The organism is Pedobacter vanadiisoli (assembly GCF_042684385.1).
GTDB lineage: Bacteria > Bacteroidota > Bacteroidia > Sphingobacteriales > Sphingobacteriaceae > Pedobacter > Pedobacter vanadiisoli.
In genome coordinates, this window is record NZ_JBHULL010000007.1 from 32,346 (window position 1) to 57,777 (window position 25,432).

Annotated in this window: 26 protein-coding genes; 6 read left to right on the plus strand and 20 right to left on the minus strand. The window is 37.5% G+C overall.

Translation table 11 applies throughout. The features are described 5' to 3' along the window. Positions 1-11: 11 nt before the first annotated feature. The 3 genes from hpf to rpsU all read right to left on the minus strand — a co-directional run bounded on the left by hpf (position 12) and on the right by rpsU (position 1,610). Entirely contained in the window at positions 12-359 is a 348-nt protein-coding gene (gene hpf, locus ACFSR6_RS06095) for a ribosome hibernation-promoting factor, HPF/YfiA family (protein WP_025143266.1), read from the minus strand. A gap of 14 nt (positions 360-373) precedes the next feature. After that, positions 374-1,255: a tyrosine-type recombinase/integrase gene (locus tag ACFSR6_RS06100; RefSeq protein WP_379076341.1), complete on the minus strand. Its 882-nt coding sequence runs from the start codon at positions 1,253-1,255 to the stop codon at positions 374-376. Between the two features lie 160 nt (positions 1,256-1,415). Continuing rightward, positions 1,416-1,610, minus strand: a complete 195-nt coding sequence (gene rpsU / locus ACFSR6_RS06105; protein ID WP_090773371.1) for a 30S ribosomal protein S21 — start codon at positions 1,608-1,610, stop codon at positions 1,416-1,418. A 166-nt stretch (positions 1,611-1,776) separates the two neighbouring features. Here rpsU and ACFSR6_RS06110 point away from each other — a divergent pair, with 166 nt between their 5' ends. Further along, positions 1,777-2,163: a hypothetical protein gene (locus ACFSR6_RS06110; RefSeq protein WP_379076344.1), complete on the plus strand. Its 387-nt coding sequence runs from the start codon at positions 1,777-1,779 to the stop codon at positions 2,161-2,163. Between the two features lie 105 nt (positions 2,164-2,268). Here ACFSR6_RS06110 and ACFSR6_RS06115 read toward each other — a convergent pair whose 3' ends face one another. The 3 genes from ACFSR6_RS06115 to ACFSR6_RS06125 form a co-directional block, all read right to left on the minus strand. Next, the gene (locus ACFSR6_RS06115; protein ID WP_379076348.1) at positions 2,269-2,442 is read right to left on the minus strand and encodes a DUF6496 domain-containing protein; all 174 of its coding nucleotides are present in this window, start codon (positions 2,440-2,442) and stop codon (positions 2,269-2,271) included. A gap of 259 nt (positions 2,443-2,701) precedes the next feature. Beyond that, complete coding sequence (locus tag ACFSR6_RS06120) at positions 2,702-3,856, minus strand: acyl-CoA dehydrogenase family protein (RefSeq protein WP_379076351.1); 1,155 nt, start codon at positions 3,854-3,856, stop codon at positions 2,702-2,704. Between the two features lie 540 nt (positions 3,857-4,396). Then, on the minus strand, positions 4,397-5,296 hold the full coding sequence (locus ACFSR6_RS06125; RefSeq protein ID WP_379076354.1) for a ComEA family DNA-binding protein: 900 nt from the start codon (positions 5,294-5,296) through the stop codon (positions 4,397-4,399). Between the two features lie 95 nt (positions 5,297-5,391). On the opposite strand from ACFSR6_RS06125, the gene ACFSR6_RS06130 reads away from it, so the two are divergent. From ACFSR6_RS06130 to ACFSR6_RS06145, 4 genes are all read left to right on the plus strand, one after another. After that, positions 5,392-7,143, plus strand: coding sequence for a lysophospholipid acyltransferase family protein (locus tag ACFSR6_RS06130; protein ID WP_379076357.1), 1,752 nt, complete (start codon positions 5,392-5,394; stop codon positions 7,141-7,143). Between the two features lie 374 nt (positions 7,144-7,517). Next, positions 7,518-8,672, plus strand: coding sequence for a hypothetical protein (locus ACFSR6_RS06135; protein WP_379076360.1), 1,155 nt, complete (start codon positions 7,518-7,520; stop codon positions 8,670-8,672). Between the two features lie 113 nt (positions 8,673-8,785). Beyond that, on the plus strand, positions 8,786-9,061 hold the full coding sequence (locus ACFSR6_RS06140; protein WP_379076363.1) for a hypothetical protein: 276 nt from the start codon (positions 8,786-8,788) through the stop codon (positions 9,059-9,061). Between the two features lie 280 nt (positions 9,062-9,341). Beyond that, a complete protein-coding gene (locus ACFSR6_RS06145) occupies positions 9,342-9,662 on the plus strand; it encodes a hypothetical protein (RefSeq protein WP_379076366.1) in 321 nt (106 codons plus the stop codon). A 59-nt stretch (positions 9,663-9,721) separates the two neighbouring features. Here ACFSR6_RS06145 and ACFSR6_RS06150 read toward each other — a convergent pair whose 3' ends face one another. From ACFSR6_RS06150 to rpsT, 14 genes are all read right to left on the minus strand, one after another. After that, positions 9,722-11,158: a hypothetical protein gene (locus ACFSR6_RS06150; RefSeq protein ID WP_379076369.1), complete on the minus strand. Its 1,437-nt coding sequence runs from the start codon at positions 11,156-11,158 to the stop codon at positions 9,722-9,724. Positions 11,159-11,270: 112 nt separating this feature from the next. Further along, positions 11,271-14,069: a TonB-dependent receptor gene (locus ACFSR6_RS06155; protein WP_379076371.1), complete on the minus strand. Its 2,799-nt coding sequence runs from the start codon at positions 14,067-14,069 to the stop codon at positions 11,271-11,273. Between the two features lie 111 nt (positions 14,070-14,180). Beyond that, the gene (locus tag ACFSR6_RS06160) at positions 14,181-14,696 is read right to left on the minus strand and encodes an Mpo1 family 2-hydroxy fatty acid dioxygenase (RefSeq protein WP_379076374.1); all 516 of its coding nucleotides are present in this window, start codon (positions 14,694-14,696) and stop codon (positions 14,181-14,183) included. A 150-nt stretch (positions 14,697-14,846) separates the two neighbouring features. Then, a complete protein-coding gene (gene rny, locus ACFSR6_RS06165; RefSeq protein ID WP_183762820.1) occupies positions 14,847-16,418 on the minus strand; it encodes a ribonuclease Y in 1,572 nt (523 codons plus the stop codon). A gap of 298 nt (positions 16,419-16,716) precedes the next feature. Beyond that, a complete protein-coding gene (locus ACFSR6_RS06170) occupies positions 16,717-17,007 on the minus strand; it encodes a cell division protein ZapA (RefSeq protein ID WP_379076377.1) in 291 nt (96 codons plus the stop codon). Between the two features lie 32 nt (positions 17,008-17,039). Then, positions 17,040-17,330 carry a hypothetical protein gene (locus tag ACFSR6_RS06175; RefSeq protein WP_379076380.1) on the minus strand — a complete coding sequence of 97 codons (291 nt, stop codon included), beginning with the start codon at positions 17,328-17,330 and terminating at the stop codon, positions 17,040-17,042. Positions 17,331-17,361: 31 nt separating this feature from the next. Further along, positions 17,362-19,761, minus strand: a complete 2,400-nt coding sequence (pheT, locus tag ACFSR6_RS06180) for a phenylalanine--tRNA ligase subunit beta (RefSeq protein WP_379076383.1) — start codon at positions 19,759-19,761, stop codon at positions 17,362-17,364. Positions 19,762-19,900: 139 nt separating this feature from the next. Further along, positions 19,901-20,095 carry a hypothetical protein gene (locus tag ACFSR6_RS06185; RefSeq protein WP_379076386.1) on the minus strand — a complete coding sequence of 65 codons (195 nt, stop codon included), beginning with the start codon at positions 20,093-20,095 and terminating at the stop codon, positions 19,901-19,903. A 16-nt stretch (positions 20,096-20,111) separates the two neighbouring features. Further along, the gene (locus ACFSR6_RS06190) at positions 20,112-20,306 is read right to left on the minus strand and encodes a hypothetical protein (protein WP_343523682.1); all 195 of its coding nucleotides are present in this window, start codon (positions 20,304-20,306) and stop codon (positions 20,112-20,114) included. 1 nt (position 20,307) lies between these two features. After that, entirely contained in the window at positions 20,308-21,702 is a 1,395-nt protein-coding gene (locus tag ACFSR6_RS06195; protein ID WP_379076389.1) for a radical SAM protein, read from the minus strand. Positions 21,703-21,707: 5 nt separating this feature from the next. Then, positions 21,708-22,472, minus strand: coding sequence for a prolipoprotein diacylglyceryl transferase (locus ACFSR6_RS06200; RefSeq protein ID WP_379076392.1), 765 nt, complete (start codon positions 22,470-22,472; stop codon positions 21,708-21,710). Between the two features lie 3 nt (positions 22,473-22,475). Continuing rightward, on the minus strand, positions 22,476-23,312 hold the full coding sequence (locus ACFSR6_RS06205; RefSeq protein WP_379076395.1) for an endonuclease/exonuclease/phosphatase family protein: 837 nt from the start codon (positions 23,310-23,312) through the stop codon (positions 22,476-22,478). A 113-nt stretch (positions 23,313-23,425) separates the two neighbouring features. Then, entirely contained in the window at positions 23,426-24,124 is a 699-nt protein-coding gene (gene radC / locus ACFSR6_RS06210; protein ID WP_379076397.1) for a RadC family protein, read from the minus strand. A 70-nt stretch (positions 24,125-24,194) separates the two neighbouring features. Then, positions 24,195-24,449, minus strand: coding sequence for a 30S ribosomal protein S20 (gene rpsT / locus ACFSR6_RS06215; protein WP_056871313.1), 255 nt, complete (start codon positions 24,447-24,449; stop codon positions 24,195-24,197). A 398-nt stretch (positions 24,450-24,847) separates the two neighbouring features. On the opposite strand from rpsT, the gene purN reads away from it, so the two are divergent. Continuing rightward, a complete protein-coding gene (gene purN / locus ACFSR6_RS06220; RefSeq protein WP_379076400.1) occupies positions 24,848-25,426 on the plus strand; it encodes a phosphoribosylglycinamide formyltransferase in 579 nt (192 codons plus the stop codon). Positions 25,427-25,432 lie beyond the last annotated feature (6 nt).

Below are 25,432 nucleotides of genomic sequence, written 5' to 3' on the forward strand. Positions count from 1 at the left end.
AATTGCTTTTATTAATAGTCAGCAGCTTCGCTTTCGCTTAAAATTGCCTTATGCTCACTTAATTTTGCACGCGTTTTATCTTTATGTTTAGTAATCTGTTTCCTTAACGACTCAATGGCCAGGTCTGTGGCTTCTTCAAATGATTTACATTGTTCTTTAGCAAAGAGGGTACCTCCCGGCACAATGAGTTTAATCTCACTGATCTTATTGGCCTCGTCCTCTACGTTCTCCAGCTTTAAATATACTTCGCCGCTAATAATCTGGTCAAAAAACTGATCAAGCTTATTTGCTTTCTTTTGTATAAAATCTAACAACTTACTGTCTGCACTGAAGTGGATTGATTGAACTCCGATTTTCATTTTTCCTCCTTTTTTTACGCCTTTGGATGGGCTTGTTTATAAATTGTTTTTAATCTTTCGATCGAGTTGTGCGTATAAACCTGGGTAGCCGCCAAGCTGGCATGGCCCAAAAGTTCTTTTATTGCATTTAAATCTGCTCCTGCATTTAACAGGCTCGTTGCGTAACTATGCCGCAGCACATGTGGACTTTTCTTTTCATTGGTTGATATATAGTTTAAGTATGAGGTAACAATACGGTATATCAGTTTAGGATATCCCGCTGCTCCCGTATTGGTAACGATTAATATAAGTAAATTGTTATTAAAATTTTGCATTTTTTTTAGCTCGATATAGGTATTTACCTGATTAATAAGCTGTTTATTTATGGGGATAATGCGCTCCTTATTTCTTTTGCCCAGCACTTTTATTGTTCCTGCATAAACATCGATATCACTATCCTTTAATTGCAACAGCTCTGTTAAACGCATTCCGGTTCCAAAAAGCAGCTCAATTACCAGGTGATCGCGCACAGAAGGAAAACTTTCATCGAAATAATGTTCAGAATCCAATAAATGATCCATTTTCTGTGCTTCCACAAAAACTGGTAGTCTTTTAGGTATTTTGGGTGCTTTGATCAAGGCGCTGGGGTTTTGATCAATTTTCCCCGAGCGGTGCAAAAACTTATAAAAACTTCTTAAAGTCGAGATTTTTCTGTTAATGGTATTCGCTGAATGCCCTTCTTCCATTAACTCTACCAGGTAATTACGCAGGTGGGTATGTTTAACTTCGGTAAAGCCCAGCGCTGACTTCTCGATAAATTTCTCAAACTGATCTAAATCGGTCTGATAAGAAGTAACGGTGTGCTGAGAATAGCGCTTCTCGTGAGTTAAATAGGTGATAAAACTTTTTAGCAACATTCAATATTTTTTGAGGGGCATTGGTATGAAGTTACAAATTGTTTTGATATAAAGAAATCATTAATTAATTGTTTATTGTAAAGTTTTCTGTAGCCCAAAAACAAAAAATCCCTTCCGATTTTTACATCGAAAGGGATTTAATGTTATATATCTTAAACAACTATGCAGTTGTATCTTGATTCATGTTCTGAATGTACACAGCATGTTTAATTTCAGTACGACGTGTTACCGATTTTTTCTCGTATGCCTGGCGGCTACGTAGCTCTCTCAATACACCAGTTTTTTCAAACTTTTTCTTGAAACGTTTAAGGGCTTTATCTAATGATTCGCCGTCTTTAATGTTGATAATGATCATAACGCTGAAATACCTCCTCTCGTGCTTTTTAAATTTTCCCGTGTTAGCGGGCTGCAAATGTAAGTAAAATATTGAAAACTAGAAAGATTTTATAAAAGAATTTTTATTTAAATCATTAGTTGAACTTATGTGTTGTTTAATTACATTTATATATACATTATAATATATGACAACAGGCAAAAAAATAGGCGCAATTATCGTGGTTATAGTCGTTATTTTACTGGTAGCAGTTTGCTATTACCGGTATTTCTTTGTTTTTGGCGAAGGTGTTAAGGCAGGAGAGCTAAACTATGTAGTGAAAAAAGGGTATATATTTAAAACCTACGAAGGCAAATTAATCCAGAGTGGAATAAAATCGCGGCAAACAGGTACGCTGCAGAACAACGAATTCGAATTTTCTATCGCTAACCGGGCAATCGCCGAAAAAATGATGGCCAACAGTGGTAAGTTTTTCGAATTACACTACAAAGAATATAAACACGCTCTACCATGGCGCGGATTTAGCGTTTATGTGGTAGATAGCATTTTAACTTCAAAAGATTTACCACAATAAACTGAAAGTCCAAAGACTAAAGCAAAAAGCAGCATATCACTCATCAAGAGTTGTACTAATCAAATTCAAATTAGCTTTGGCCTTTTAGCTTTAGTCTTTAAGCTTTTAATCTTTCTTAGGTACCTTAGCGCCTTCTTTTCTCGCTTCCGATAATCCGATGGCTACTGCCTGCTTTTGGGAAGTTACTTTTTTACCAGAGCCGCTCTTAAGCTTGCCCTCTTTCATTTCGTGCATGGTTTTTTCTACTTTTTCACCAGATTTTTTTGAATACTTGGCCATATTTTTAGTTCATTAGTGCAATGGTTCATTGGTCATTTGTAACTGTCAATTGCCAACTGAAAACTGTTTATTACTTTACTCATTAGTAAAAACATGGTATCAAGACGGGAAGTTTTAAAATTTTAAATAAAAAAATCCGGAGGTGGTTAAACCATCCGGATTACTCATAATATATTTGGTTTTTAATAAGATGTAAGGCGCAGGGTATAAAGTATAGGGTGATTGATATTTGCCTCAATATCTCCTAACCTTATGCCCTTTACCCCTGCAATATTTCTCTGGCAATTACAATTTTCTGGATTTCGGAAGTGCCCTCTCCTATTGTACATAATTTACTGTCGCGATAAAATTTCTCCACCGGAAAATCCTTGGTATAACCGTAACCACCAAATATCTGAACGGCATCTGTTGCTACCTTTACCGAAACCTCCGAAGCAAAATATTTTGCCATTGCTGCTTCCTTAGTCATAGGTAAATGCCTGTTCTTTAAATCTGCCGCCTGACGGATCAAAAGCTCTGCTGCTTCAATCTCTGTAGCCATATCAGCCAGTTTAAAACTAATGGCCTGATAATTAGAAATAGGCTGCCCAAATTGCTGCCTTTGTTTCGAGTAGGCTACTGCTGCATCAAAAGCACCTTTTGCAATTCCTAAGGCCAATGCGGCAATAGAAATTCTTCCGCCATCCAAAACCTTCATGGCCTGTTTAAAACCTTCGCCAACATTACCCAGTAAATTCGCTTTTGGTACGCGGCAATTATCAAAAATCATTTCTGTTGTTTCTGATGCCCGCATTCCTAATTTATTTTCTTTTTTACCTGCAGTAAAACCAGGCGTACCGCGCTCCACCACAATCGCCGAAATTCCTTTCGAGCTTCCCTGCTCTCCTGTCCTTACCATAACAACAGCAATATCGCCGCTTTTGCCATGTGTAATCCAGTTCTTTGAACCGTTTATAATATAATCGTCGCCGTCTTCAACCGCGGTTGTCATCATTCTTAAAGCATCCGAGCCAGTATTGGCCTCGGTTAAACCCCAGGCACCGATCCACTCTGCAGTTGCCAGTTTAGGTAACCATTTTTTCTTTTGCACTTCGTTGGCAAAAGTTAGGATATGGCCTGTACATAAAGAATTGTGAGCAGCTAATGATAAACCTACTGAACCACAAACACGGGCTACTTCTACAATGATATCAACATACTCTTGATAACCTAAACCCGAACCGCCATACTCTTCAGGCACCAATACACCCATTAAGCCTAATTCTCCGAACTGTTTAAACAATTCGACAGGAAAATGCTGTGCCTCATCCCATTCCATTATATACGGACGAATGTTCTTCTCTGCAAAATCGCGAACCATAGCCCTCACACTTTGCTGAGTTTCTGTTTCTGAAAAATCAAAGCTTACGCTCATTAATCTTATATTTTTAGTTAGTTAAAGGCAATTATAAACAATTATTTTATAGTTAGTTATGATTAAATATTTGCCTGATTACAGAATGAAATGGTATTTGGTTCAATAAGCTTATCGGTTACTTTTAAACCTTGAAAATTAAGTAAGAATTTTTTTTTGATTTTTTACAACTATACCGAATATTTTTAAAAATAGGTTTCAATTGAATAAGGATAAAATATTAACAGCTCAAATCTTTAAATATGATTTGTTTTTTTTAGGAAAGCAGGTTGGATGTGTTTAGGACAATACAATCCCACTGTCCGCTTTACTTCGTGCCCGCTTCCATTGGGTTTAGGTGGCGCGGCCAGTAGTCAGATTTGGGGCTTCAGGGTACAGAAACAACATACCTTTCGTTATGTGCAAGGATTGCAGCACTATCCTGCGTACCTAAACCTGATCGCAGCGAACACGGAGTGAAACGGAGTAAAGCGAAGAGCAGGGAGAAACTTTACTATGAAACACAGGTTCTGCTTTCCAAAACCAAAAATAAATATTCTTCTAAAAAGAAATATAAGGCGCAATTTTATCGATTACCTGTTGGTTTAGGATGATTACCTTTTTCAGATCGGATATATTTGAATAATTACCATGCTGTTTCCGGTATTGAATAATGGCATTGATCTGCTTATATGAAAGATAAGGATTCTTTCTTAAATCATCAAAAACCGCCGTATTGATATTGATTGTTTTTAAAGAAACATTACTGATCGAAATCTGGTCTTCAATTTCAGCATACCTGGCAGAGTCTAAGCCATAAACTTCCATTAACTGTTCTTTTTTGTAAAAACCGCCTAAACGCTCGCGGTATTTGACGATCCTTTTCGCAAAAACAGCACCAATTCCTTTTATTTCATCTAGTTCGGCAGAGTCTGCCTGGTTAATATCTACAATTATAGGGGCACTTTTAACATACACTTTCTTTTCGAAAGGGGTATATTTTCTTGAGGCATTTATACTCTCATCTGTTATTTTAACATAAGGTAAAATCCTTTTATACATCTCGGGAGAAATGGTGTACATCTTCTGAAGGTCCTCAGGTTTATAAAATTTACCTCCTTTAGTGGTATAATTAATAATGGCTTTTGCCTGTTTTGGTGATAAACCCAGCGCCTGCCAGCCATCGGCACCTAAGGTATTGGGATCAAAATTGAAAAGCCTGGCTGTTTTTTCGGGAGAAGAATTTTCAATCCGCTCGCGGAGATTATTCGCATATTTTTCATCTGCTACGGTTATTTTCTGGATCTGCACCAAAAGATCTGGAGCGTCTTTTTCTATGGGGCGGGCATAACCATATATAATGGGTATTGCCTTAAGTAATAATATAATCAATATCAGCAGCAACAATCCGTTGAACTCACCTTTACTAAAACCAAAATATTTATTCAGCCAAATTCTCATTGATACGATATGACATGTGTATTATAAATATAAATCTTATTTTTGGGATTGCAAAACTGAGCAGGTTTTGCCTATCAACAACCTAAGAATTTTATATGAAGATCATAACGACATCTGAATTTGCGAAAGCAACTAAGATAGATAAGCTAGGTGTACCAGGTTTGGCAGGTTTGCTGATGGAGATCATGAAGCTGAATGACATCAACGATGTATTCGCTCAAAACCAACACTTTAAGGGTTTAGAGTTTGTAGATAAAATATTGGAAACCATTGGTGTTTCTATAGAATTTGATGAAGACGATTTAAATAGCATCCCTAAAACAGGTCCCTTTATTGCTATTGCAAACCATCCTTATGGTGGTGTAGAAGGTCTGGCTTTAGTTAAACTCTTGTGTACAGTTAGGCCGGATGCCAAGGTGATGGTAAACTTTATTTTGAAAAAAATCCCTAACCTTGACGAATTTTTTGTTGCTGTAAATCCTTTCGAGAATGTACAGCATTCTTCAAGTATAAGCGGACTAAAAACTACTTTCGACTTACTTAGAAACGGAACACCAATAGGTATTTTCCCTGCCGGAGAGGTTTCTACCTTTAAATTAGATGCTCAACAGGTAACCGACCGGATGTGGCACCCGGTAGTTGGAAAACTTATTGCAAAGGCAAAAGTTCCGGTTGTACCTATTTATTTCCACGGCAATAACGGTGTTTTCTTTAATATTTTAAGTTTTATACACCCTACTCTCCGCACAGCAAAATTACCTTCCGAGTTTTTAAACAAACACGGCCGCACCATTAAGGTACGGATTGGTAAGCCAATTGCCGTTTCAGAAATTTCGCACATGAACAGCAGCAATAAGCTTATGGACTTCTTAAGGGCCCGTACTTATGCGCTCGGTATAGGTTTGGATACTGAAAAAAAACTGTTTAACCCGCTTAATCTGTTCAAAATTAAAAAGAAAGCTGCCGAAGTGATTGAAGAAACATCGCGCGTGCTGATTAAAGGGGAAGTAGAACGCCTGGAAGACTTTAAGGTATGGACGGAGAAAAACTATAAGGTGTATATTGTTCCTACGTTAAAAATCCCGAATATTTTAAGAGAAATTGGCCGTTTACGCGAAATCACTTTCCGTGAGGTAGGTGAAGGTACCAACAAAAAAATCGATCTCGACAACTACGATATTTACTATAACCACTTATTTATATGGGATAAAGATCTGGAAAACATTGTAGGTGCTTACCGTATTGGTAAAGGTGATGAGATTTTAGAAAGCATGGGCCGCCGTGGTTTCTACCTGTCTGAGCTCTTTAAAATGAAAGATCAGTTTTACCCCATGTTAAGGCAAGGGATTGAGCTGGGCAGGTCGTGGATCAGGAAAGAATACCAGGGCAAACCGCTTCCTCTATTCCTGCTTTGGAAAGGTATTTTAAAATACCTGATTGATAACCCACAATACCGTTACATGTTTGGTCCGGTAAGTATCAGCAACAATTTCTCAAAATTCAGTAAGGCTTTAATTGTTGATTACATTACGAAAAACCACTTCGATTATGAGATGGCGAAATATGTTAAGCCGAGAAATAAATTTAAAGCCGATTTATTACCTATAGCTACCGATACACTGGTTGACAGCAGTGAATCTTTTAAAGATTTAGACAGTATTATCGGGGATATTGAAAACTCACACATTAAAATTCCGGTGTTGTTAAGACAGTATATGAACCTGAATGCAAAGATTATCTCTTTCAATATAGACCCTAAATTTTCAGACTGTCTGGATGGTTTCTTAGTGGTAGATACACACAATATCCCACCTGAAATGTTGGAAAAACTTGGAAAAAACTTATAATTTAAGGCAATAAAAAACCCAGACATCCATCTGGGTTTTTATTATCAACTAACCTAAACTTTATAAATACTAACCAAATATTTATACCACAAAAATAGACTCGCCGTGTTAAATCGATATTAATGAAATGTTATTTATAGAATTTGTTAATACAAATGGAAAGGTGCCTCTAAGTCCTATTTTTTATTTAAAAAATTTCAAACTACCTGAATTCGCTTCGAATTAACACAATGTTAAGCTTGCCGAAATTGTTCACATAAACAAATTGTTGCTTTTACGTTAATTATAGGTAAATTTAATGTAATCAAATATCTTGTGGTTTGAAAAGAAAGATTTATACATATTGCTGGTGTTTATTTTTGCCGGCCTGTATAATGATGAATGTCGTTACAGCAAAGGCACAGAATTACTCATTTGATTTTTATGACGGCACTTTCAATTTCAGTATCGATTCTTCTATTGTTTTTCAAACCTCACAAAAAGCAACAGCATCCGAAACTGCAAAGTTTTATAGCTATGTATCGGCCGGTCATTATGCACCGTTAATTGCTGCATTAAAAAAATACCAGGAAAAGTACAGCCTCAACGATTGGATTTATTACCAGCTGATACGTAGAACGGCAGAAGAGATTAGTCCTAAAGCCAATAATTATTTCCTGTATACTTTGTACAAGTGGTTTTTACTGAGCAAGTGTGGTTACGATGCCCGATTGGCTGTAGGTAATGACCAGGTTATTTTTTATGTGAGGAATGACGAGGATATCAGCGATATTCCTTTTTTCATGATCGAAGATAAAAAGTTTGTTTGCTTAAATTATCACGATTATGGCAAACTGTTTAAACAGGCCAATACTTACAAACCAGTTAAAATTTTAATTCCGGAAGCTAAAAATTCATTCTCTTATAAGGTTACCCGGATGCCTGATTTTAAGCCCGAAAATTACCAGGAAAAAGATATCCAATTCAGTTACCACCAAAAAGTCCATCATTTTAAACTTAAAGTTAATGAAGATGTACAAACCATTTTCAAAAACTATCCTATAGTAGATTTCGAAAGTTATTTCAATATTCCTTTGAGCAGGGAAACATACAGCTCTCTTATTCCTACGCTAAAAGAAAACCTGAAACACATGGATCAGAAAAAAGGTGTTGATTACCTCATGAGGTTTACCCGTTATGGCTTTTTATATGAAGATGACAGTGAAAACTTCGGCAAGGAAAAACGCTTTTCGCCCGAGCAAACATTATTGAGTACCTATAGCGATTGCGATGACCGTGCAGCACTATTTTTTTACCTCGTAAAGGAAATATATAATCTGCCGATGGTTGCCTTGTTATACCCTAAACATTTAACCATTGCTGTACAATTCGACAAACCCATTGGTGAAGCAGTTACTTACAAAGGCAAGAAATATTCTTATTGTGAACCTACACCCCAGGCACAAAACTTAAAGATAGGACAAATTGCCACCAACCTTAAACACCTCAAGTACGAGGTGGTGTACGCTTACGAGCCTATTAAAAGATAAAAGACCTGCAAAATTAAATTAAAATTAAGATAGTGTTAATTATATATTATCTTATCAATAAAAAACACATTAACAGCTTATTTGCAGTATTTTTATCGCTAAAGAATAATCACATGGCCGCTATCATATATACCGTTATCAAAGAATTCTTTGTTGAAATTCATGGCCATCCGGTTAAGGCCCGCATCCTATCGCCAATTAACGACGATAAGACCTTTACCTTTCAGGTAAGCTCACATTTCAAAAATACCAGCGAACAGGAAGCCAATATACCAGCATCAACATTTACTTCCTATGCCAACGCCGAACGTCATTTGCTAGGCTATCTGGAAGCGTTTCAGAATACGCTGGATTTAGGCGGGGATGTTGCACCTGGAATTCATTTCTAGACATTTTATCTATCATCTTTTTCTAAATAAGTTCGAACTGAATAACCTCTTCTTGAATTTATCCCTCATCCTTTTGGCGTCTTTTAACAGGGCAGCCGGTTAAAACCATAGCTCCGATCAACATCAGACAATTCATATCGACTTTTTAAAACATACTTAACTGATTTAAAATAAGTTATTAAATATTCTATATGTTAACGAGACTCAAAATTGTTAACATAATGATAATATTAATTTAACTTTATGATTCTATATCTTTGAAAATACCCATTAATTTTAGATGAAAAAGAATAAATCCAAGTCGAAAAATCATTCGACAAGCAAAAAGTTACGTAAAGAATTAGAGTCAAAATTAACAACCGCCTTCAGTGAAGTGGCTGCTTCTTATGGAAAAGTAAAAAAGGCAGATAAAACGATCGAGAAATTTGCCAAACAGTTGGTTAAAAAGATAACATTCCCGGTGATAAATGATTCTATTGAACCGTTTATCAAGGAAGAGGAAAAAACCTCGCCCGCGTTAAAAGAAAAGGTTGCAAAACCCACTTTAGCTAAAACAGCTGTAAAGAAAGTGAAAGCGCCTGTAAAGGAAGAAGTTGAATAACACATAAAAAAGGTCCGGATGTAACATCCGGACCTTTTTTATTTTTTTAACTCAAGTGCTTATTTAACAGCGCCTGGAGTAGTGTATGGTAATGATTGAGGGTCGAAATGAGCCCAACCAGCAGCCCAGTTATCAGCACCAAAAGCACCTCTGTAAGCTACTGCTGTAAAACCAGATGTTAATTTAGCATTGGTAAATGAAGCACCGGTTGCTGCAGCAGAATTTGCTACTACTGTAAAGTTTGGTGTTCCAACTCTTGCACTTGAAACTAAATCAGCAGAATATTTGTAAGGATCAGATAAGATGCTTGAGGCTAAAGCCGCAGGATCAAAAGTATTAAATGCAGTAGCAGCTTGCAATAATGGACTGATTACTCCTAGAGCTGTTGCGTTAGAAGCTTTAATCTGATTTCCCTTGCCATTACTGTTGTAAATCAAATTGTTTGCAAATAATGATTTTCCGCTTGAAAGGTTGCTTGATGCATTTGCACCAGCAGAACCGGCTCCATCATCATAATACACTCCTTCAGTATAACCAACAATGATAGAATTAACTAAGCTCATTGCAGAATTACGACGGATTTGAGCGCCATGCTGGAAGTTAGCATTGATGCTGCTACCACCAGAACCTACAGGACCTAAGATAGTCATGTTAGAGAAAATAGCAGAAGTTTGAGGCGCTGCATTATCGCCGGCTGCGTTGTTATCTGATTCGAAACCATTTGATCCGGAAACGTCAGCAGTTACAGCCAAACGTTGTGCCAGACCAAATTGAACTTTACCTGAAAAACCATTATCAGTATCAAAGTCATCGTCCCAGCTATCGATAGCCAATAAGTGTGAACAGTTAACTGTTCCACCAAACCATTCAAAAGCATCGTCGCCTGAACGGTAAACCTCGATATAATCAATCTGCGTACCTGAACCAACTGAACCAAAAGTTAAACCGTTAATTTCGTTATCAGGACTTAAAGCAATACCAGCGTACTCGATTCGTACATATTTCATAACACCTGAGTTATCAGCATTATCAGTACCACCATGTTTACCTTTGTCAGTTGCATCAGAAATACCTTCAATTGGCACAGAAGTACCTAAGTTATTTTGTGCTTTACCCAACAGGATAACTCCACCCCAATCACCTTCTTTACGCGCACCAGCCGCAACGCTAGAGGTAAATACAATAGGTTTATCAACAGTGCCTGTTGCATTAATTTTAGCACCTCTTGTAATAACCAAAGCACCTTTGGTTGCTTTATCACCTTTGATAATTGTACCAGGCTGAATGGTTAAAGTAGCATTGTTGGTTACAAAAACATTACCTTTTAATAGGTAAATCTTATCTGAGCTCCATGTTGTGTTTGCTGTTACATCACCTGAAACTTCGACTGTGTTAGCAGCTACTGGCGGGTTAATATCTTCATCGACAGTGTTTTTTGAACAACTTGCCAAGAAAATCAATACGCTCATTGCGCAAAGTAATAATTGTTTTTTCATCTTTCCTTTTATCTTAACTTTTTATAAAATTATTATCCTATTGTAATTTGTAGATTAATCCAACTTTAAAATATCATTAACATCTTCCTATTTACTAAACATTACCCTAACATTAGAAAGTATAAGAGAACGATAGTGAATAGTTACTTCCAGGTTTATAGCTACTGATTGTTTCATCACCTTTTGAGCGGTCGTATTTTTTATCAAGGTCGTTATCATAGTATTGCGTAATGCGATTATTTAAGATATCTCCCGCATTAAATTTGATTTCGCCTCTGTTTTTAATCACTTTTAAGGCTAGCTGCAAATCGATAACATCCCTGGGTGCTTCCCATATTGCAGGGAAAAGCACTCCACCAGCAACATTAAGCCTTCGTCCAACCCTGTTATAGAGAACATTAAAGTTTAACTTATTGTCCAGGAAACTATGCTGTAAACCTGCATTGATAATATAGGGTGCCTGGCCAACCATTGGTCTTTTTACATCTTTTAGGTTTAAGCCAGTGTTATTCGTTTCTACCTTTGATTTGATAAGCGAAAGGTTGGTATAAAAGGTAGTATTCTTTAAGAAATCATTTTTAGCAATGAAATCGAGTGATTTACGAAATTCCAATTCCAGTCCATAAACATTAACCTGATCAGAATTGATATAGGTTATAATTCTTGAAGAACCACCATCACTATTGAAAGATTCGATGGCATTGTGGAATTTTTTATAGAATGCAGAAACTGAAATGATCTGTCCTGCCTGAGGATAAAATTCGAAACGGATATCGGCATTGTCGATTTTTGCCTCTTTTAAGCCTGGGTTACCTTGTTGTAAAGCCAAAAGTTCGTAATCATAAACCGATGCTGAAGCCAACTCCCTAAATTCTGGTCTGGCAAGTGTACGATAATAAGAAGCCCTTAGATTTATTTTTGGTGTTAGGCTATACGTATAATTTGCAGATGGTAAAAAGTCAACATAGTCATCATTAACAGAAGTTTGCGGTGTAGGCACTTTAGCATCTAAAACCACGTTGAATTGTTCAACCCTAAGTCCCCATACCAATCTCGATTTTTCACCCAATTTGTTATCCAGCATTAAATAACCGGCATTGGTCATCGAGTGCGCGTTGTAGCTATCGGCATCCAACGAAATATCATTTAAATAATAGGCACCACCATTGATTGCGTCTTTACCATACAAAGTGGAAAGTGATCTTCTCTGTACTTCATCTTTTAGCGAAGAGCTTTGGTTGGCCTGTAATCCGATAAACCTTGCATCAAAACTACGTTTGCGGTAAATAGAACTTAAACCGGCTTTGAAAGTTGAAGTTTGGCTAAACATTTTTACCGGTAAGGTATAGTTTAAACCTCCGCTAAAGTTATCTTCGTTCAATTTTGAAAATAACCTCGAATTTTCCTTATTAATATTGTCTGTTTGAGCAACATATACATACCCTTCTTTGCCTGCAAGGCTTGGATCTCTCTGATAAGAGATTTTCTTCTGATCTGGTTGATCATTCAAAATATTGGCATAACTTAACGACCAGTTGATTTTTGAATTATTCTCACCAAGTGGATGGGTACCCTCCAGGGTAGACTTGAATAGAGATTTTTGCATTAAATCAAATGCATAAAACTTGATATCTCTTCCCCTATCCTTATTATAACCTTGTCTGTCTAAATACTGGTCGTCATAAGTTCTGTTATAGATATTCTTTAAGGTAATCTTACTTTTACCGAAAGTATAAGCAAAATTGGCAATTGCGCCTAAATTGGTCGAGAATTTATAAGCATTATCATGATAATCGTAATTTACATAGTCACGGATAACATCGTTATAAATGGTTTGTGAATTCCTATAAGTTACTGAAAATAATGCACCAAACCTGTTATTGCTCTCCGTAAAGTCTTTAACCCTGCCTAGTGTAAACTGATAGTTTTGGGTAGGAAGAGCAGTGTTATTATAGGTTCTCCAGTTCGATGAGAGACTGTTCATTGCTGCAATATCATGTGCAGGCGTTAAGCCGGCAAGGATTTTATTACGCGATGGGAAATTAGCCGGTAATGCTTTATCCCCATTATCAAAACCAAAATAATCGCTGGCATTTCTTACACCGCTTTTAAAATCCTTAAAAGTTGAAGCCGTGTTATAACCAGCGCCAATACCAAAACTGATGAAATTGTTATCCGGAATATCTTTTGTCAAAATCTGGATGGCCCCACCGGTAAAATCGGCAGGTAAATCTGGTGTAGCCGTTTTACTTACAATCAGGTTATCAACCAGGTTAGAAGGAACAATATCAAATGAAAATGCTTTACGGTTGGGCTCGGTACTCGGTAAGGATGCACCATCTAGGGTTGCATTGTTATACCTATCGCTCAATCCCCTCACTACAACAAATTTGTTATCCTGAACAGTGGCACCACTTACCCTTTTTAGGATATCGGAAGTGTTTCTATCTGGCGATTTTTTAATCTGATCGCTGGAGATACCATCAGAAATTAAAGCACTGTTTTTTTGTTGCGCATATAAAGAGTTAACCGATTCTTGTTTAAAGTTTGCTTTTACTACTACTTCCTGCAAGTTTTGCCCGCCCGCTTCGTTAAGCACAATATTTAGACTGGTAACTGATGGTCCTTTTACCTCTACATCCGATACTTCTTTGGTTTGATATCCTACATAAGAAAATTCAAGCGTATATTTACCATTAGCCATGGCTTGTAAAATATACTTACCATCAACATCTGTTGACACACCTTTGGTGGTTCCTTTAATTTTAACTGTAACGCCAATTAAAGTTTCACCTGTTTTTTTATCAGTGATAGTTCCCGAAATTTTTCCGGTTTGCGCATACGAAAGTATGCTCAAAGTAAGAGCGAGCACAGTAAGTGCGGCTCTTCTAAAAGAGTTTAGTAATTCCAATTTGCCTTTATTTGATAAGGGCAAAACTATTACGACAATGTTAACAGCAGGTTAGGTGTTAATTAACATTCCTTTACCTTAAGGTTAACACAAGATTAACTGCTTTTTGAATTAATACCGGATACCTGCTTTTTTACAGATGAAGTGCAATAACCAGATTGGGCCGATTAACAGGAATTTAACATCATCTAAAAATGATGGTTTTTTGCCCTCTATTTTATGACCGATAAACTGACCGATCCAGGCTGCTATAAATATAGCTGCATAAATAAGGTAGGCCGTACTGCTGCCCAAACCAACCCCCTGTTCGATCTTTACGATTGCATAACTCATAATGGCTACTACCCAAATCATGAGAAAAAACAGAACGGGCGACAAGGTGAAATAATAGTATAAGCTAAAAGCCAAAAGGAACGACGCCCAGTTAAAGAACCCATTATAACTGCCCAAAAAACCAAGATGTGGAAAAGGGATCTGCCAGATGAGGCCTAACAAACTGAATACGATTAAAGGTACACAGATCCAGTGTACCAGTTTATTAGTTGGATTTTGGTGACTTTCGGCATACTTATCAAAAAGTACATCAACCGGTCGTTTTGGTTCGATCTGAATGGTCTGCTTGCTCATAAATGTAAAAATACAAAAAAAGCGATGGAATATCCATCGCTTTAGATTTTGTTTATTAAACCGTTCGTCATGCTGAATTTATTTCAGCATCCTTTCTATTACTAAGATCCTGAAACAAGTTCAGGATGACGATTCTGCGAATTGAATTCTCTATTTCGCAAAGGCTACAGAACGGGTTTCCCTGATTACAGTAACCTTAATCTGTCCCGGATAAGTCATTTCTGTCTGGATACGGGTCGAAATATCAGCAGCTAAAAGTTCTGCCTGTGCATCGGTAATGCGTTCGCTTTCTACAATTACACGTAGCTCTCTACCCGCCTGAATGGCAAAGGTTTTCTCTACCCCAGGATAAGAAAGTGCAAGTTCTTCAAGGTCTTTTAAACGTTTAATATAACTTTCAACTACTTCGCGGCGTGCACCCGGACGTGCGCCAGAAATGGCATCGCAAGCCTGTACAATCGGCGAAATCATCGAGGTCATCTCGATCTCGTCGTGGTGGGCACCAATTGCGTTGCAGATATCCGGATGTTCCTTATATTTTTCGGCAAGCTGCATCCCTAAAATTGCGTGTGGTAATTCAGGATTATCATCAGGCACCTTACCAATATCGTGTAGTAAACCTGCACGTTTCGCCATCTTAGCATTTAAGCCAAGTTCGGCGGCCATAGTAGCACAGAAATTAGCCACCTCACGCGAGTGATGCAATAAGTTCTGACCGTAAGATGAACGGTAACGCATACGGCCAACCATACGGATCAGTTCAGGATGTAAGCCATGGATACCTAAATCGATCACGGTTCGCTCACCGATCTCCACGATCTCATCTTCGATCTGTTTTTTGGTTTTGGCTACAATCTCCTCTATACGTGCCGGGTGGATACGTCCGTCGGTTACCAAACGGTGTAAGGCCAGACGGGCGATTTCCCTCCTTACCGGATCAAAGCCCGATAAAATGATTGCCTCCGGGGTATCATCTACAATAATCTCAATACCGGTAGCGGCTTCAAGCGCACGGATATTCCTACCCTCCCTACCAATTACACGACCTTTAATTTCGTCGCTTTCAATATGAAAAATAGAAACGGAGTTTTCGATGGCAGCCTCTGTAGCAGTACGCTGAATCGTCTGAATAACCACTTTTTTTGCTTCTTTACTGGCTGTTAATTTTGCTTCATCAACAATATCTTTAACCTGCATCATGGCCTGGGTACGGGCTTCCTGTTTCAGGTTTTCTACCAGTTGTTCTTTTGCTTCTTCAGCAGAAAGACCCGCAATGGTTTCCAATTGTTTCAGGTGCTGATTTTTTAATACTTCAACTTCTTCCTGTTTTTTAAGGGCAAGGTCAGTTTGCTTTTCAAGGTTCTGTTTCTGCCTGTCCAGTTCCTGTTCTTTTTTATTGAAGTTTTCCATGCGCTGATTCACCGATTGCTCTTTCTGTTTAATGGTATTTTCACGCTGGTTAATGGTGTTGTTTCTGGCACTAACTTCTTGTTCGTGCTCGGCCTTTAATTGCAAAAACTTCTCTTTTGCTTCTAAAAGTTTATTCTTTTTTAAAATTTCTGCATTATTTTCTGCATCCTTTAAAATCTTCTTAACCTTGTTCTGTGCAGCTATTTCCTGCTGCTTAAGCAAGTTGCGCAGGAGGAATCTTCCTACCACTACTCCAATAGCGATACCTGCTATTACGGCAAACACGTATCCTAATATTTCAACTATTTCCATTTTGTTTTTTAAGTAAAAAAAAACCGCAACTAATTTTTTAAAGTCTCATACATTTTAAACCTCAACTAAGCATAATTAGGGTTTAAGCCATTTTCAGGTGCAAAGCAAATGAAATACGCCCTCTTAACCCTATAGATATTGAAGTGTTAAGTTTTATAAAATTTGAAACTCAAAAACTAGCTGCGGCTATATTTTTGTGCTAATATATACAACTCCCGTCATCCTGAATTTATTTCAGGTTCTAAATTAAAACCCCTGAAACGGGTTCAGTGCGACGAAATGTTTAAAGAACGAACCTTTATTTTGAAAAGAAATTATTGAGTAAAATATCCAATTCTTCAACTTTATCGGCAACAGCAGTATCCTGGCTCTGTACTTTATTTTCAGTTCTCAATACAGCGGTTGCATAGTGCAATACTGCCATTGAGAGGAGATCCTGCTTATCTCTAACCGCATAATTATCCTGATAATCTTTTATGCGCTCATTGATCATTTTTGCCGCCCGTCTCACAATTTCTTCCTCTTCCATATTCACCTTTAGCGGATAGATACGGTCGGAAATGGTTATTTTAATCGAGATTTCTCCCATTTGTTTAGCTTAGTTTCTGATTTCCTGCATCATTATTTCTTTAATAATGCGATACTTTTATCAATCTCCCGCACAAAATCGTTAATTTTTTGCTTAATGTCAAGCGATTTTTCGCTTGCCCCCTCTATACTTTTGGCCAGTTTTGTAACCCTGAGTTTTTCATCAAGTTCTACATTTCTGCCCTTTGCAGTATCGAGTGCAACTTTTAACGATTGATTCTCAAGCTTTAATAAATCATTTTCTTCCTGTAGCGCATTACATAGCTCAATCACCTGAGCCGTTTTTTGTAATACCTTATCTAATTGATCTGCAACGGAAGTCATGAATTTATTTCTAAAAATACGAATTTATATTTTATTTCCTAATTTCTGCACCGGCCTGCGCTGTTAAATTCGCAATCAGCTTTTGCATGGTGTGGTCAATCTGCTTATCGGTAAGGGTCTGCTCTTCGTCCTGTAAAATAAAATTCAGTGCATAAGATTTCTTGCCTTCAGGTAATTTATCGCCAACGTATACATCGAATACCCCAACTTCTTTAATCAGTTTTTTATCGGTTTTGAATGCAATTCCTTTTAAGGTATCGAAACTAACTGACTGATCAATCAATAAGGAAAGATCGCGGCGTACTGCCGGGTATTTAGCAATTTCTTTGTTAACGATCTTGTTTTTCTTAACGATATCCAATAAAGTAGCCCAATCAAAATCAGCATAAAATACTTCAGCATTCACATCCGCCACTTTACGGTCGGCCTTAGAAACTGCCCCAAAGCTTACCAAAGTTTTATCTCCACGGAAATATTTAATCCCATAGGCAAAGTTTTCGTCAGTTAAAGTATCCGATTGATAACTTTCGATCCCCAAACGTGAAATAATGGCATCAACGGCCGATTTTAAGTTGTAAAAAGTAACCGCTTTAGCGTTATGGTTCCATTGCTCACTTTGTTTAGCACCAGAAATTAACAATAACAACCTGGGGCGTTCTACATATTTTTCGTTAATTAAGTGGTAGGTTTTACCAAATTCGTAAAATTTCACATCTGAATTCTTCCGGTTTTGGTTATAAGCAACGCTTTCTAAAGCTGGCATCAACAAACTCTGGCGCATTACATTCAGGTCACTGCTTAGCGGGTTTAAAATAAATACCGCCTCATCCAAATTTTTCGAATAAGCTGATTTGGTTAACGAATTACACATAATTTCTGCATAGCCGTTTGAAGTCAGCATATCTGCAATTACGTTATGCGTGTTTTCTTTCTCTGGTTTAATGCTGTAAGAAAGTGACGCATTTACTTTTGAAGGGATTTCGATGTTGTTATATCCATAAATACGCAGCACCTCTTCAGTAATGTCGCATTCTCGGGTAACATCAACTTTAAATGAAGGGACCCTTAAAGCCAGCGTATCATCAGAAGTGTTGGTTGCCGAAATACCTAAAGCGGTAATGATATGTTTGATTTCGGCCGAAGGGATATTCGCCCCTATTAGTTTGTTAATATTGGTATAACTTACCTCAAATTCGAAAGGTTTGATATGATTTGGGTAAATATCGGAGACAGAAGAAGAAATTTCTCCACCTGCCAATTCTTTAATCAGTAAGGCGGCATATTTTAAAGCTGTAACCGTAATTTCAGGATCGGTACCGCGCTCAAAACGGAAAGAAGCATCTGTTTTCAACCCATGTCTTTTCGACGTTTTACGGATAGAAACGGAATTAAAATAAGCACTTTCGAGGAAAATATTTTTAGTGGCACTATCTACACCTGATGATTTTCCACCAAAAACACCCGCAATACACATCGGTGCTTCGGCATTGCAAATCATCAAATCTTCAGCACTTAATTTACGTTCCACGTCATCCAGCGTTACAAAAGATGTACCCTCGGCAACTTTCTTAACAATTACTTTTCCGCCAGTAATTTTATCGGCATCAAAAGCATGTAACGGCTGACCTAAGCCATGAAGTACATAATTGGTAATGTCGACCACATTATTAATGGGACGTAAACCGATTACTTTTAATTTATCTTTTAACCACTCTGGCGATTCCTGTACGGTAACACCCGAAATGGTTAGGCTGCTGTAACGTGGGCAAGCAGTCAGATCTTCTACCTCTACCGGAATAACCAGGTTCTCGTTATCGGTTTTGAAAGCAGTAAGATCAGGCATTTCATATTCAGTTCTGAAATAAGCAGCCAAATCTCTGGCCACACCTAAATGTGAAGCTGCATCGGCACGGTTTGGTGTTAATCCGATTTCGAAAACAAAATCATCGTCCATTTTAAAATGGTCTTTTGCACGGATCCCCACTTCGGTATCGTCAGCTAAAACCATAATTCCATCATGCGATTTACCCAACCCGATTTCATCTTCGGCACAGATCATGCCCTGCGAAAGTTCTCCTCTGATTTTAGATTCTTTGATTTTAAAGGGCTCACCTTCTAAAGGATAAACGGTTGTACCCACTGTAGCCACAACCACTTTTTGTCCGGCAGCTACATTAGGCGCACCGCAAACAATCTGAAGATTTTCACTTCCGCCTACATTTACGGTAGTTACCCGCAAACGATCAGCATTGGGATGCTGCACACAGGTTAATACCTCGCCAATTACCAAACCCTCTAAGCCACCCACAACAGGCTGTACTTTTTCTACACTTTCTACCTCCAAACCTACATTGGTAAGGATTAAAGAAAGTTCCTGAGGTGTTTTGTCTATTTGTACAAATTGTTTTAACCAGTTATATGATATTTTCATCTATTAAGATTTGAGACTCCAGACAAGAGATTTGAGACTTATTAGCACAAAAAACCGATCTAAGAATTATAAAATGCAAAGATATTATTTAAAGGTCAAAGGAGAAAGCTAAACGCGTAATCTTGATACAATAAAATGACTAGTGGCCAATATTTAAATTAGAAAGAATTACTGCACAGGCACCAGCCCCTATTACCAACATAATAACAGAGGCAATAACCAATTTAAGGCCTGGTTTAACCGATTCATCTTTAGTTGCCTTTACGATGATCTGGATAATGCCAATTACAAATAACAATACGACAATTACCCAGTATATAATGAAAATTCCCATTGATTTATTATTGAAATTAACTGTTGACAAGCAATACGGCACAAGCTCCGAAACCGATTACCACCATAATTACTGAAATAATGAGCAGTTTTAACCCAGGTTTTACCGGCTCGTTCCTTGATGATTTAATGATAATCTGAATGATCCCTACCACAAAAAGCACGACAGCGGTAAGGCAATAAACAATCAATAATACGAATAAACCACCCATATCAGTTCATATTTAATTTTTCCCTGATCAGATCTATTTTATTATCGCGGTAAAAAATATTCATGGTTTCAAAAGGTACCATTTTATATTTATCACTCACAATGTGCACACATGATTTCTTAACTGCTCGCACGTCAAAATCAAGCGGATCCATAAAATTCATAATAATGATCCGAAATAAATTATCGTAGCTTAAACTATCCGATTTCACCCTAGGCAAACAGCACATCAGTTCGCCAAAGGTATCTTCAGCGCAATCTACCGAAACACCGGTACTAAACAAATTGAGCATGTGTTCTTTTAGTTTTTCATCATGTTCAAAAACAATGGTATTTTTTGAATTATTCAGCAAATCCTCCGGGTTGATCAAATGTGTCATCGGGATCACCTCATCGCCTATTTTTAAAGCATAAGCCATACAAAGTGCGTCGGGATTACAGGGAACAGGAATTAAATCCTGTGGAGTAAAGATTGGGTATTGCTCATAAATTTTTCTGCGCACTTCGGTCAGGGTAATCCTGCCCTGCTGATCGTTATAGTTATCATTTCTTCCGGCAACCTGGGTAGGCTGAAAGGTTACCCCACGCACGCATTTCTGCTTAAGTGCATAATCCAAAATATCGCCAATTTCATGGTCATTTAAGCCATTTTGTAATGTGACAACCAAAGTAGTAGATACATTAAATTGGTTTAAATGATCGATGGCTTTTCTCCTCACCTCGCTAAGGTCTTCCCCCCTAAGCCTGGTTAATACTTCCGGGCTGAAACTATCAAACTGCAGGTAAATTTCAAAATCGGGCATATAACTGGCCAGTTTCTCCACAAATTTAATGTCTTTTGCAATCCTGATCCCATTCGTATTTACCATTAAGTGTTTTATGGGTTTTGTTTTGGCGAGGTCTAAAATTTTAAAGAATTCGGGATGTACCGTTGGCTCCCCGCCAGAAAGCTGTACCACATCCGGCTCTCCCTCATTTGCCACTACAACATCCATCATCCGTTCTATTTCTGCCAGGGTTCTATGCCTACCATAACTTGGCGATGACATGGCATAACAGGTTGGACAGGCGAGATTACAACGATCAGTAACCTCTATCACTGTTAAACAGGAATGCTGCTCATGATCAGTACACAAACCACAATCGTAAGGGCAACCATAATGCACTTTGGTATTGAACTTAAGCGGCATTTCCGATTGCTTATTGTAATTTCTGATCTGTTTGTAATATTCTACATCATCGGCGATCATCACTTTACTGTCTCCGTGCGTTCTACAGTTTTTCAGCATAAACACTTTAGCATCCTGAAAAACAATTTTCGCATCGCAAAGCTGTAAACATTCGGGGCAAAGACTTTTGGTATAATCGTAATATATATAATCTCTTGTATTGGCCATAATGCTTACTCTTTAGCAGTTAACTTTTTTGAAATCCGGATGATGAATCGATAATAATAGATAAAAATAAACAATGCAGACCAATGAATGCTGCTTAAATTTAAAAATAATGAATGGTAAGGCTTAATAAATTCAATCAGGAAGCGGAATAGGAAATATAATACCATAAATAATTTAAAGCGATCGCCATTGATCAGTTCTTGATGCTTGATGCTGTTAAAAAGAACAATCAAAAGGATGAGGTAAATTATTTCATAAAGCATGATGGGATGCCGGAGTATACCATCACCTAAATCCATTCCTGTAAAAAGGCTGGTAGGAATACCATAGGTCGGCTCATCAACCCCCATAGAAAAACAACCAATACGACCAATGATAAGGGCTACCAAAATCGGGATAACGTAGATATCTCCAGAAGCGATATTCACACCAATTATCTTTTTAATTAATTCGACCCCGAATAAACCACCTAGCAAACCGCCCACAATGGTTTTGCTCTGGTAAAGAACCGAAAAACTAAGATGGCTGAGTACCTCAGGTGTTTCTAGCACAGCAATTACGCGCGAACCAATTAAAGCGCCAAGCATGGCGCCCAACATAATCCAAAGTCTGTTCTCGTCAGATATCGGATCTGCAATTCCCTTTTTATAATAATAATACAACCTTACACCAACTATAAATGCCAGGGTTTCGAAAATATAGTGGTAATGGTATTGGTTACCAAAAAGTTCGAATTGGAAAGGAAATGGAGATACAGATTTTAACGGCATCTCTTAAAAGAATAAACGGCAAAAAACAGGTAAATGATCTGAATAATATCTTTTATCCTTACTATCTGTTAGTACAGCAAATTTCTGCACCTTAAATCCTTTGTTTACAAAAATATAGTCGATCCTGTTTTTCAGGTCGCTGTTAAAATCAAAACCATTAAAAGTACCTGTGGGGCCGTATGGAGGCTCTGCAGAAATATCTTTTGCATCGATAAGAAAAGATTTGATTGTTGCGATTGCCTCGGTTTCAGGTGTTACGTTCAGATCGCCTGTAAATACAACAGGTAATGCCGGGGCAATCTGCTGGATTTTCTGTTTTAGCAGTTTAGCAGATTCAATTCTTGCTTTTACCCCAACATGATCGTAATGGGTATTAAAAACGATAAATTCTTTGTTGTTCAGCTTATCGTATAATTTTACCCAACTGCATACCCGGTTAAGCGCAGCATCCCATCCCTTTGACGGAACATCAGGAGTTTCCGACAACCAAAAGGTACCGCCATCTTTTTTTTCAAATCGATCTTTATCAAAATAAACGGCTGAAAATTCCCCTTTTCTTTTACCATCATCACGACCCACCCCTACCACATCGAAATTAGAATTTTCGAGCAAGGCATCGAATTGTTCAGGTAAGGCCTCCTGTACACAGAGAATATCGGCATCATGGAATTTGACCAAAGCTTTTACATTATCTTTTCGGTTAGGCCAGGCATTAACACCATCTGATGCTACATTTAATCGGATGTTATAGGTAATGATATTGACAGGGACAGCCTTTTTCTGAGCGAAAGCCATCATGGTTAATAAAAGAAAAACAGGGATAATTTTTAAAGTATTCATAAATATAATTCATCATTTAGTTAAATTGATGTGCTGATTGATCGGCTACATCTAAATTTGAGCTGCGATGATACTGTTTCAACGTTAATTGTACTTTAACATTCGAACATTTTTTAAATCAAATCTTCGTCTCTATAACTATAATAACGGTTATTGGCGAAGATAACATGATCTACTACGTAAAGGCTCAACAAATTTCCTGAGGCCACCATATCCCTGGTCAATTTATCGTCGCTCTCACTAGGCTTTAAACTTCCTGAAGGATGGTTATGTGCCAGCACAATATTTGCAGCATTGTTTTCCAAAGCTGTTTTAAAAATAATTTTCGGATCTGCTACTGTACCTGCCTGTCCGCCTTTACTGATTAAAAATTTACCGATTACCCGATTAGACCTGTTTAAGAGCAATATCCAGAATTCTTCGTGGTTGAGATTAGCGAAAGTTTGATGTAAATACCTGTAAACATCTTTAGAGGTATTTACATGAGTAATGGTCTCTTCGGCAGTTTCCTTTCTTCGCAATCCAAGCTCTAGAGCGGCAATAATGGTTATTGCTTTGGCCTCTCCGATACCTCTAAATCTTGAGAGCTCCAGAATAGAAGCTTTTCCCAGTTTTGTTAAATTGTTATCATAAAACGACAAAATCCTTTTACTTAAATCTACGGCGGTTTCACTTTTATTTCCCGAACCAATTAAAATAGCAATCAGTTCTGCATCTGTTAAATGCCTCCGGCCATGCAATAAAAGTTTTTCGCGTGGACGGTCTTCTTCCGCCCATAATTTTATACCCAGTTTCTGTTCGTAGCTTTCCATTTTTTTAACAAAAAAAAGGCATCTCAACCAAAAGTCGAGATGCCTTTACTAATATCGTAAAAAAATTGGCTTATTTTAAACCGTTAACGAATTTCGTTAATTTTGATTTGTTGTTTGCCGCTTTGTTTTTATGGATAACGTTCTTTTTAGCTAAACGATCTAACATAGAGATTACTTTAGGCAATAAATCAGATGCAGTTTTTTTATCTTCTGCAGCACGCAATCTTTTAATGAAAGTACGTGTAGTTTTTGCCTGATATCTGTTACGTAAACGTTTTGTTGCGTTTGCTCTAATTCTTTTTAATGAAGATTTATGATTTGCCATTTCTATTTAGCCTTTTATTTTTCTTTATTCGTTTCCTTTAATTCGGGTTGCAAATATAGGATTAATATTTTTAAAGTACAAAACACTTTTAACTTTTTTTCAATTAAATTCCAAGCCCATTTCCTAACTGCAAAAATACGTTAAAATTATTCATTAATAATACGTTAGCTCAACAGAATAAAATTGCTTTCCGGTTAAGGGGACTTTTTAATTTCTACCCATTATGATCTTTAAAATACTTTTTCGACAAGCCCGCCTGTCGAAATTGCTTTCTTTGTATTAAAAACACGAGGCTTCAGCAGACGCTGACCGGCATAATAATTATTTTTTATTGAATTTTGGACAGGCTTTAAGAAAACAGCCTTAAAAATACTATTTTTGGACAAAACGATTTTTGAGTGAAAAAACGAATAGCCATCTTTGCATCAGGTTCTGGTTCAAATGCCCAAAAACTGATGGAGCATTTTAAAAGGAGTAACGAAATTGAAATTTCTTTGGTGTTAACCAATAACGCTGAAGCCTATGTGTTACAAAGAGCTGATAATTTTGAAATCCCTACCCATATTTTCGATAAAAACGAATTTTATAAAACCGATGAGGTAGTGGACCTGCTTAAAAATCTCGACATTGATTTTATTGTACTGGCTGGCTTCCTTTGGCTGATCCCTAAAAACCTGATCCATGCCTATCCGGGAAGGATCGTCAATATCCATCCTGCAATCCTTCCTAAATTTGGAGGGAAAGGCATGTATGGCGACCATGTGCACAATGCGGTGATGGCCGCCGGCGAAACCGAGGGCGGAATCACAATCCATTATGTAAATGAAAATTACGATGAAGGGGAGTACATTTACCAGGCGCGCTACAGGATCGATAAGAGCGACAACCTGGAAATGGTAAAATTTAAAGGCCAACAGCTTGAACACCAGCACTACCCCCGCATTGTAGAAACGATTGTAAAAAAACTAAAAAAATAATCCGAA

Coding starts and splice junctions, on each gene's coding strand:
- ACFSR6_RS06130 (WP_379076357.1), top strand. CDS start 5,392: ATGAAGATCATAACGACATCTGAATTTGCGAAAGCAACTAAGATAGAT.
- ACFSR6_RS06195 (WP_379076389.1), bottom strand. CDS start 21,702: ATGGCCAATACAAGAGATTATATATATTACGATTATACCAAAAGTCTT.
- ACFSR6_RS06120 (WP_379076351.1), bottom strand. CDS start 3,856: ATGAGCGTAAGCTTTGATTTTTCAGAAACAGAAACTCAGCAAAGTGTG.
- ACFSR6_RS06150 (WP_379076369.1), bottom strand. CDS start 11,158: ATGAAAAAACAATTATTACTTTGCGCAATGAGCGTATTGATTTTCTTG.
- ACFSR6_RS06125 (WP_379076354.1), bottom strand. CDS start 5,296: ATGAGAATTTGGCTGAATAAATATTTTGGTTTTAGTAAAGGTGAGTTC.
- ACFSR6_RS06100 (WP_379076341.1), bottom strand. CDS start 1,255: ATGTTGCTAAAAAGTTTTATCACCTATTTAACTCACGAGAAGCGCTAT.
- ACFSR6_RS06145 (WP_379076366.1), top strand. CDS start 9,342: ATGAAAAAGAATAAATCCAAGTCGAAAAATCATTCGACAAGCAAAAAG.
- ACFSR6_RS06170 (WP_379076377.1), bottom strand. CDS start 17,007: ATGGGAGAAATCTCGATTAAAATAACCATTTCCGACCGTATCTATCCG.
- ACFSR6_RS06185 (WP_379076386.1), bottom strand. CDS start 20,095: ATGGGAATTTTCATTATATACTGGGTAATTGTCGTATTGTTATTTGTA.
- hpf (WP_025143266.1), bottom strand. CDS start 359: ATGAAAATCGGAGTTCAATCAATCCACTTCAGTGCAGACAGTAAGTTG.
- pheT (WP_379076383.1), bottom strand. CDS start 19,761: ATGAAAATATCATATAACTGGTTAAAACAATTTGTACAAATAGACAAA.
- ACFSR6_RS06140 (WP_379076363.1), top strand. CDS start 8,786: ATGGCCGCTATCATATATACCGTTATCAAAGAATTCTTTGTTGAAATT.
- rny (WP_183762820.1), bottom strand. CDS start 16,418: ATGGAAATAGTTGAAATATTAGGATACGTGTTTGCCGTAATAGCAGGT.
- radC (WP_379076397.1), bottom strand. CDS start 24,124: ATGGAAAGCTACGAACAGAAACTGGGTATAAAATTATGGGCGGAAGAA.
- ACFSR6_RS06175 (WP_379076380.1), bottom strand. CDS start 17,330: ATGACTTCCGTTGCAGATCAATTAGATAAGGTATTACAAAAAACGGCT.
- ACFSR6_RS06200 (WP_379076392.1), bottom strand. CDS start 22,472: ATGCCGTTAAAATCTGTATCTCCATTTCCTTTCCAATTCGAACTTTTT.
- ACFSR6_RS06205 (WP_379076395.1), bottom strand. CDS start 23,312: ATGAATACTTTAAAAATTATCCCTGTTTTTCTTTTATTAACCATGATG.
- rpsU (WP_090773371.1), bottom strand. CDS start 1,610: ATGATCATTATCAACATTAAAGACGGCGAATCATTAGATAAAGCCCTT.
- ACFSR6_RS06160 (WP_379076374.1), bottom strand. CDS start 14,696: ATGAGCAAGCAGACCATTCAGATCGAACCAAAACGACCGGTTGATGTA.
- rpsT (WP_056871313.1), bottom strand. CDS start 24,449: ATGGCAAATCATAAATCTTCATTAAAAAGAATTAGAGCAAACGCAACA.
- ACFSR6_RS06190 (WP_343523682.1), bottom strand. CDS start 20,306: ATGGGTGGTTTATTCGTATTATTGATTGTTTATTGCCTTACCGCTGTC.
- ACFSR6_RS06110 (WP_379076344.1), top strand. CDS start 1,777: ATGACAACAGGCAAAAAAATAGGCGCAATTATCGTGGTTATAGTCGTT.
- ACFSR6_RS06115 (WP_379076348.1), bottom strand. CDS start 2,442: ATGGCCAAGTATTCAAAAAAATCTGGTGAAAAAGTAGAAAAAACCATG.
- ACFSR6_RS06135 (WP_379076360.1), top strand. CDS start 7,518: ATGATGAATGTCGTTACAGCAAAGGCACAGAATTACTCATTTGATTTT.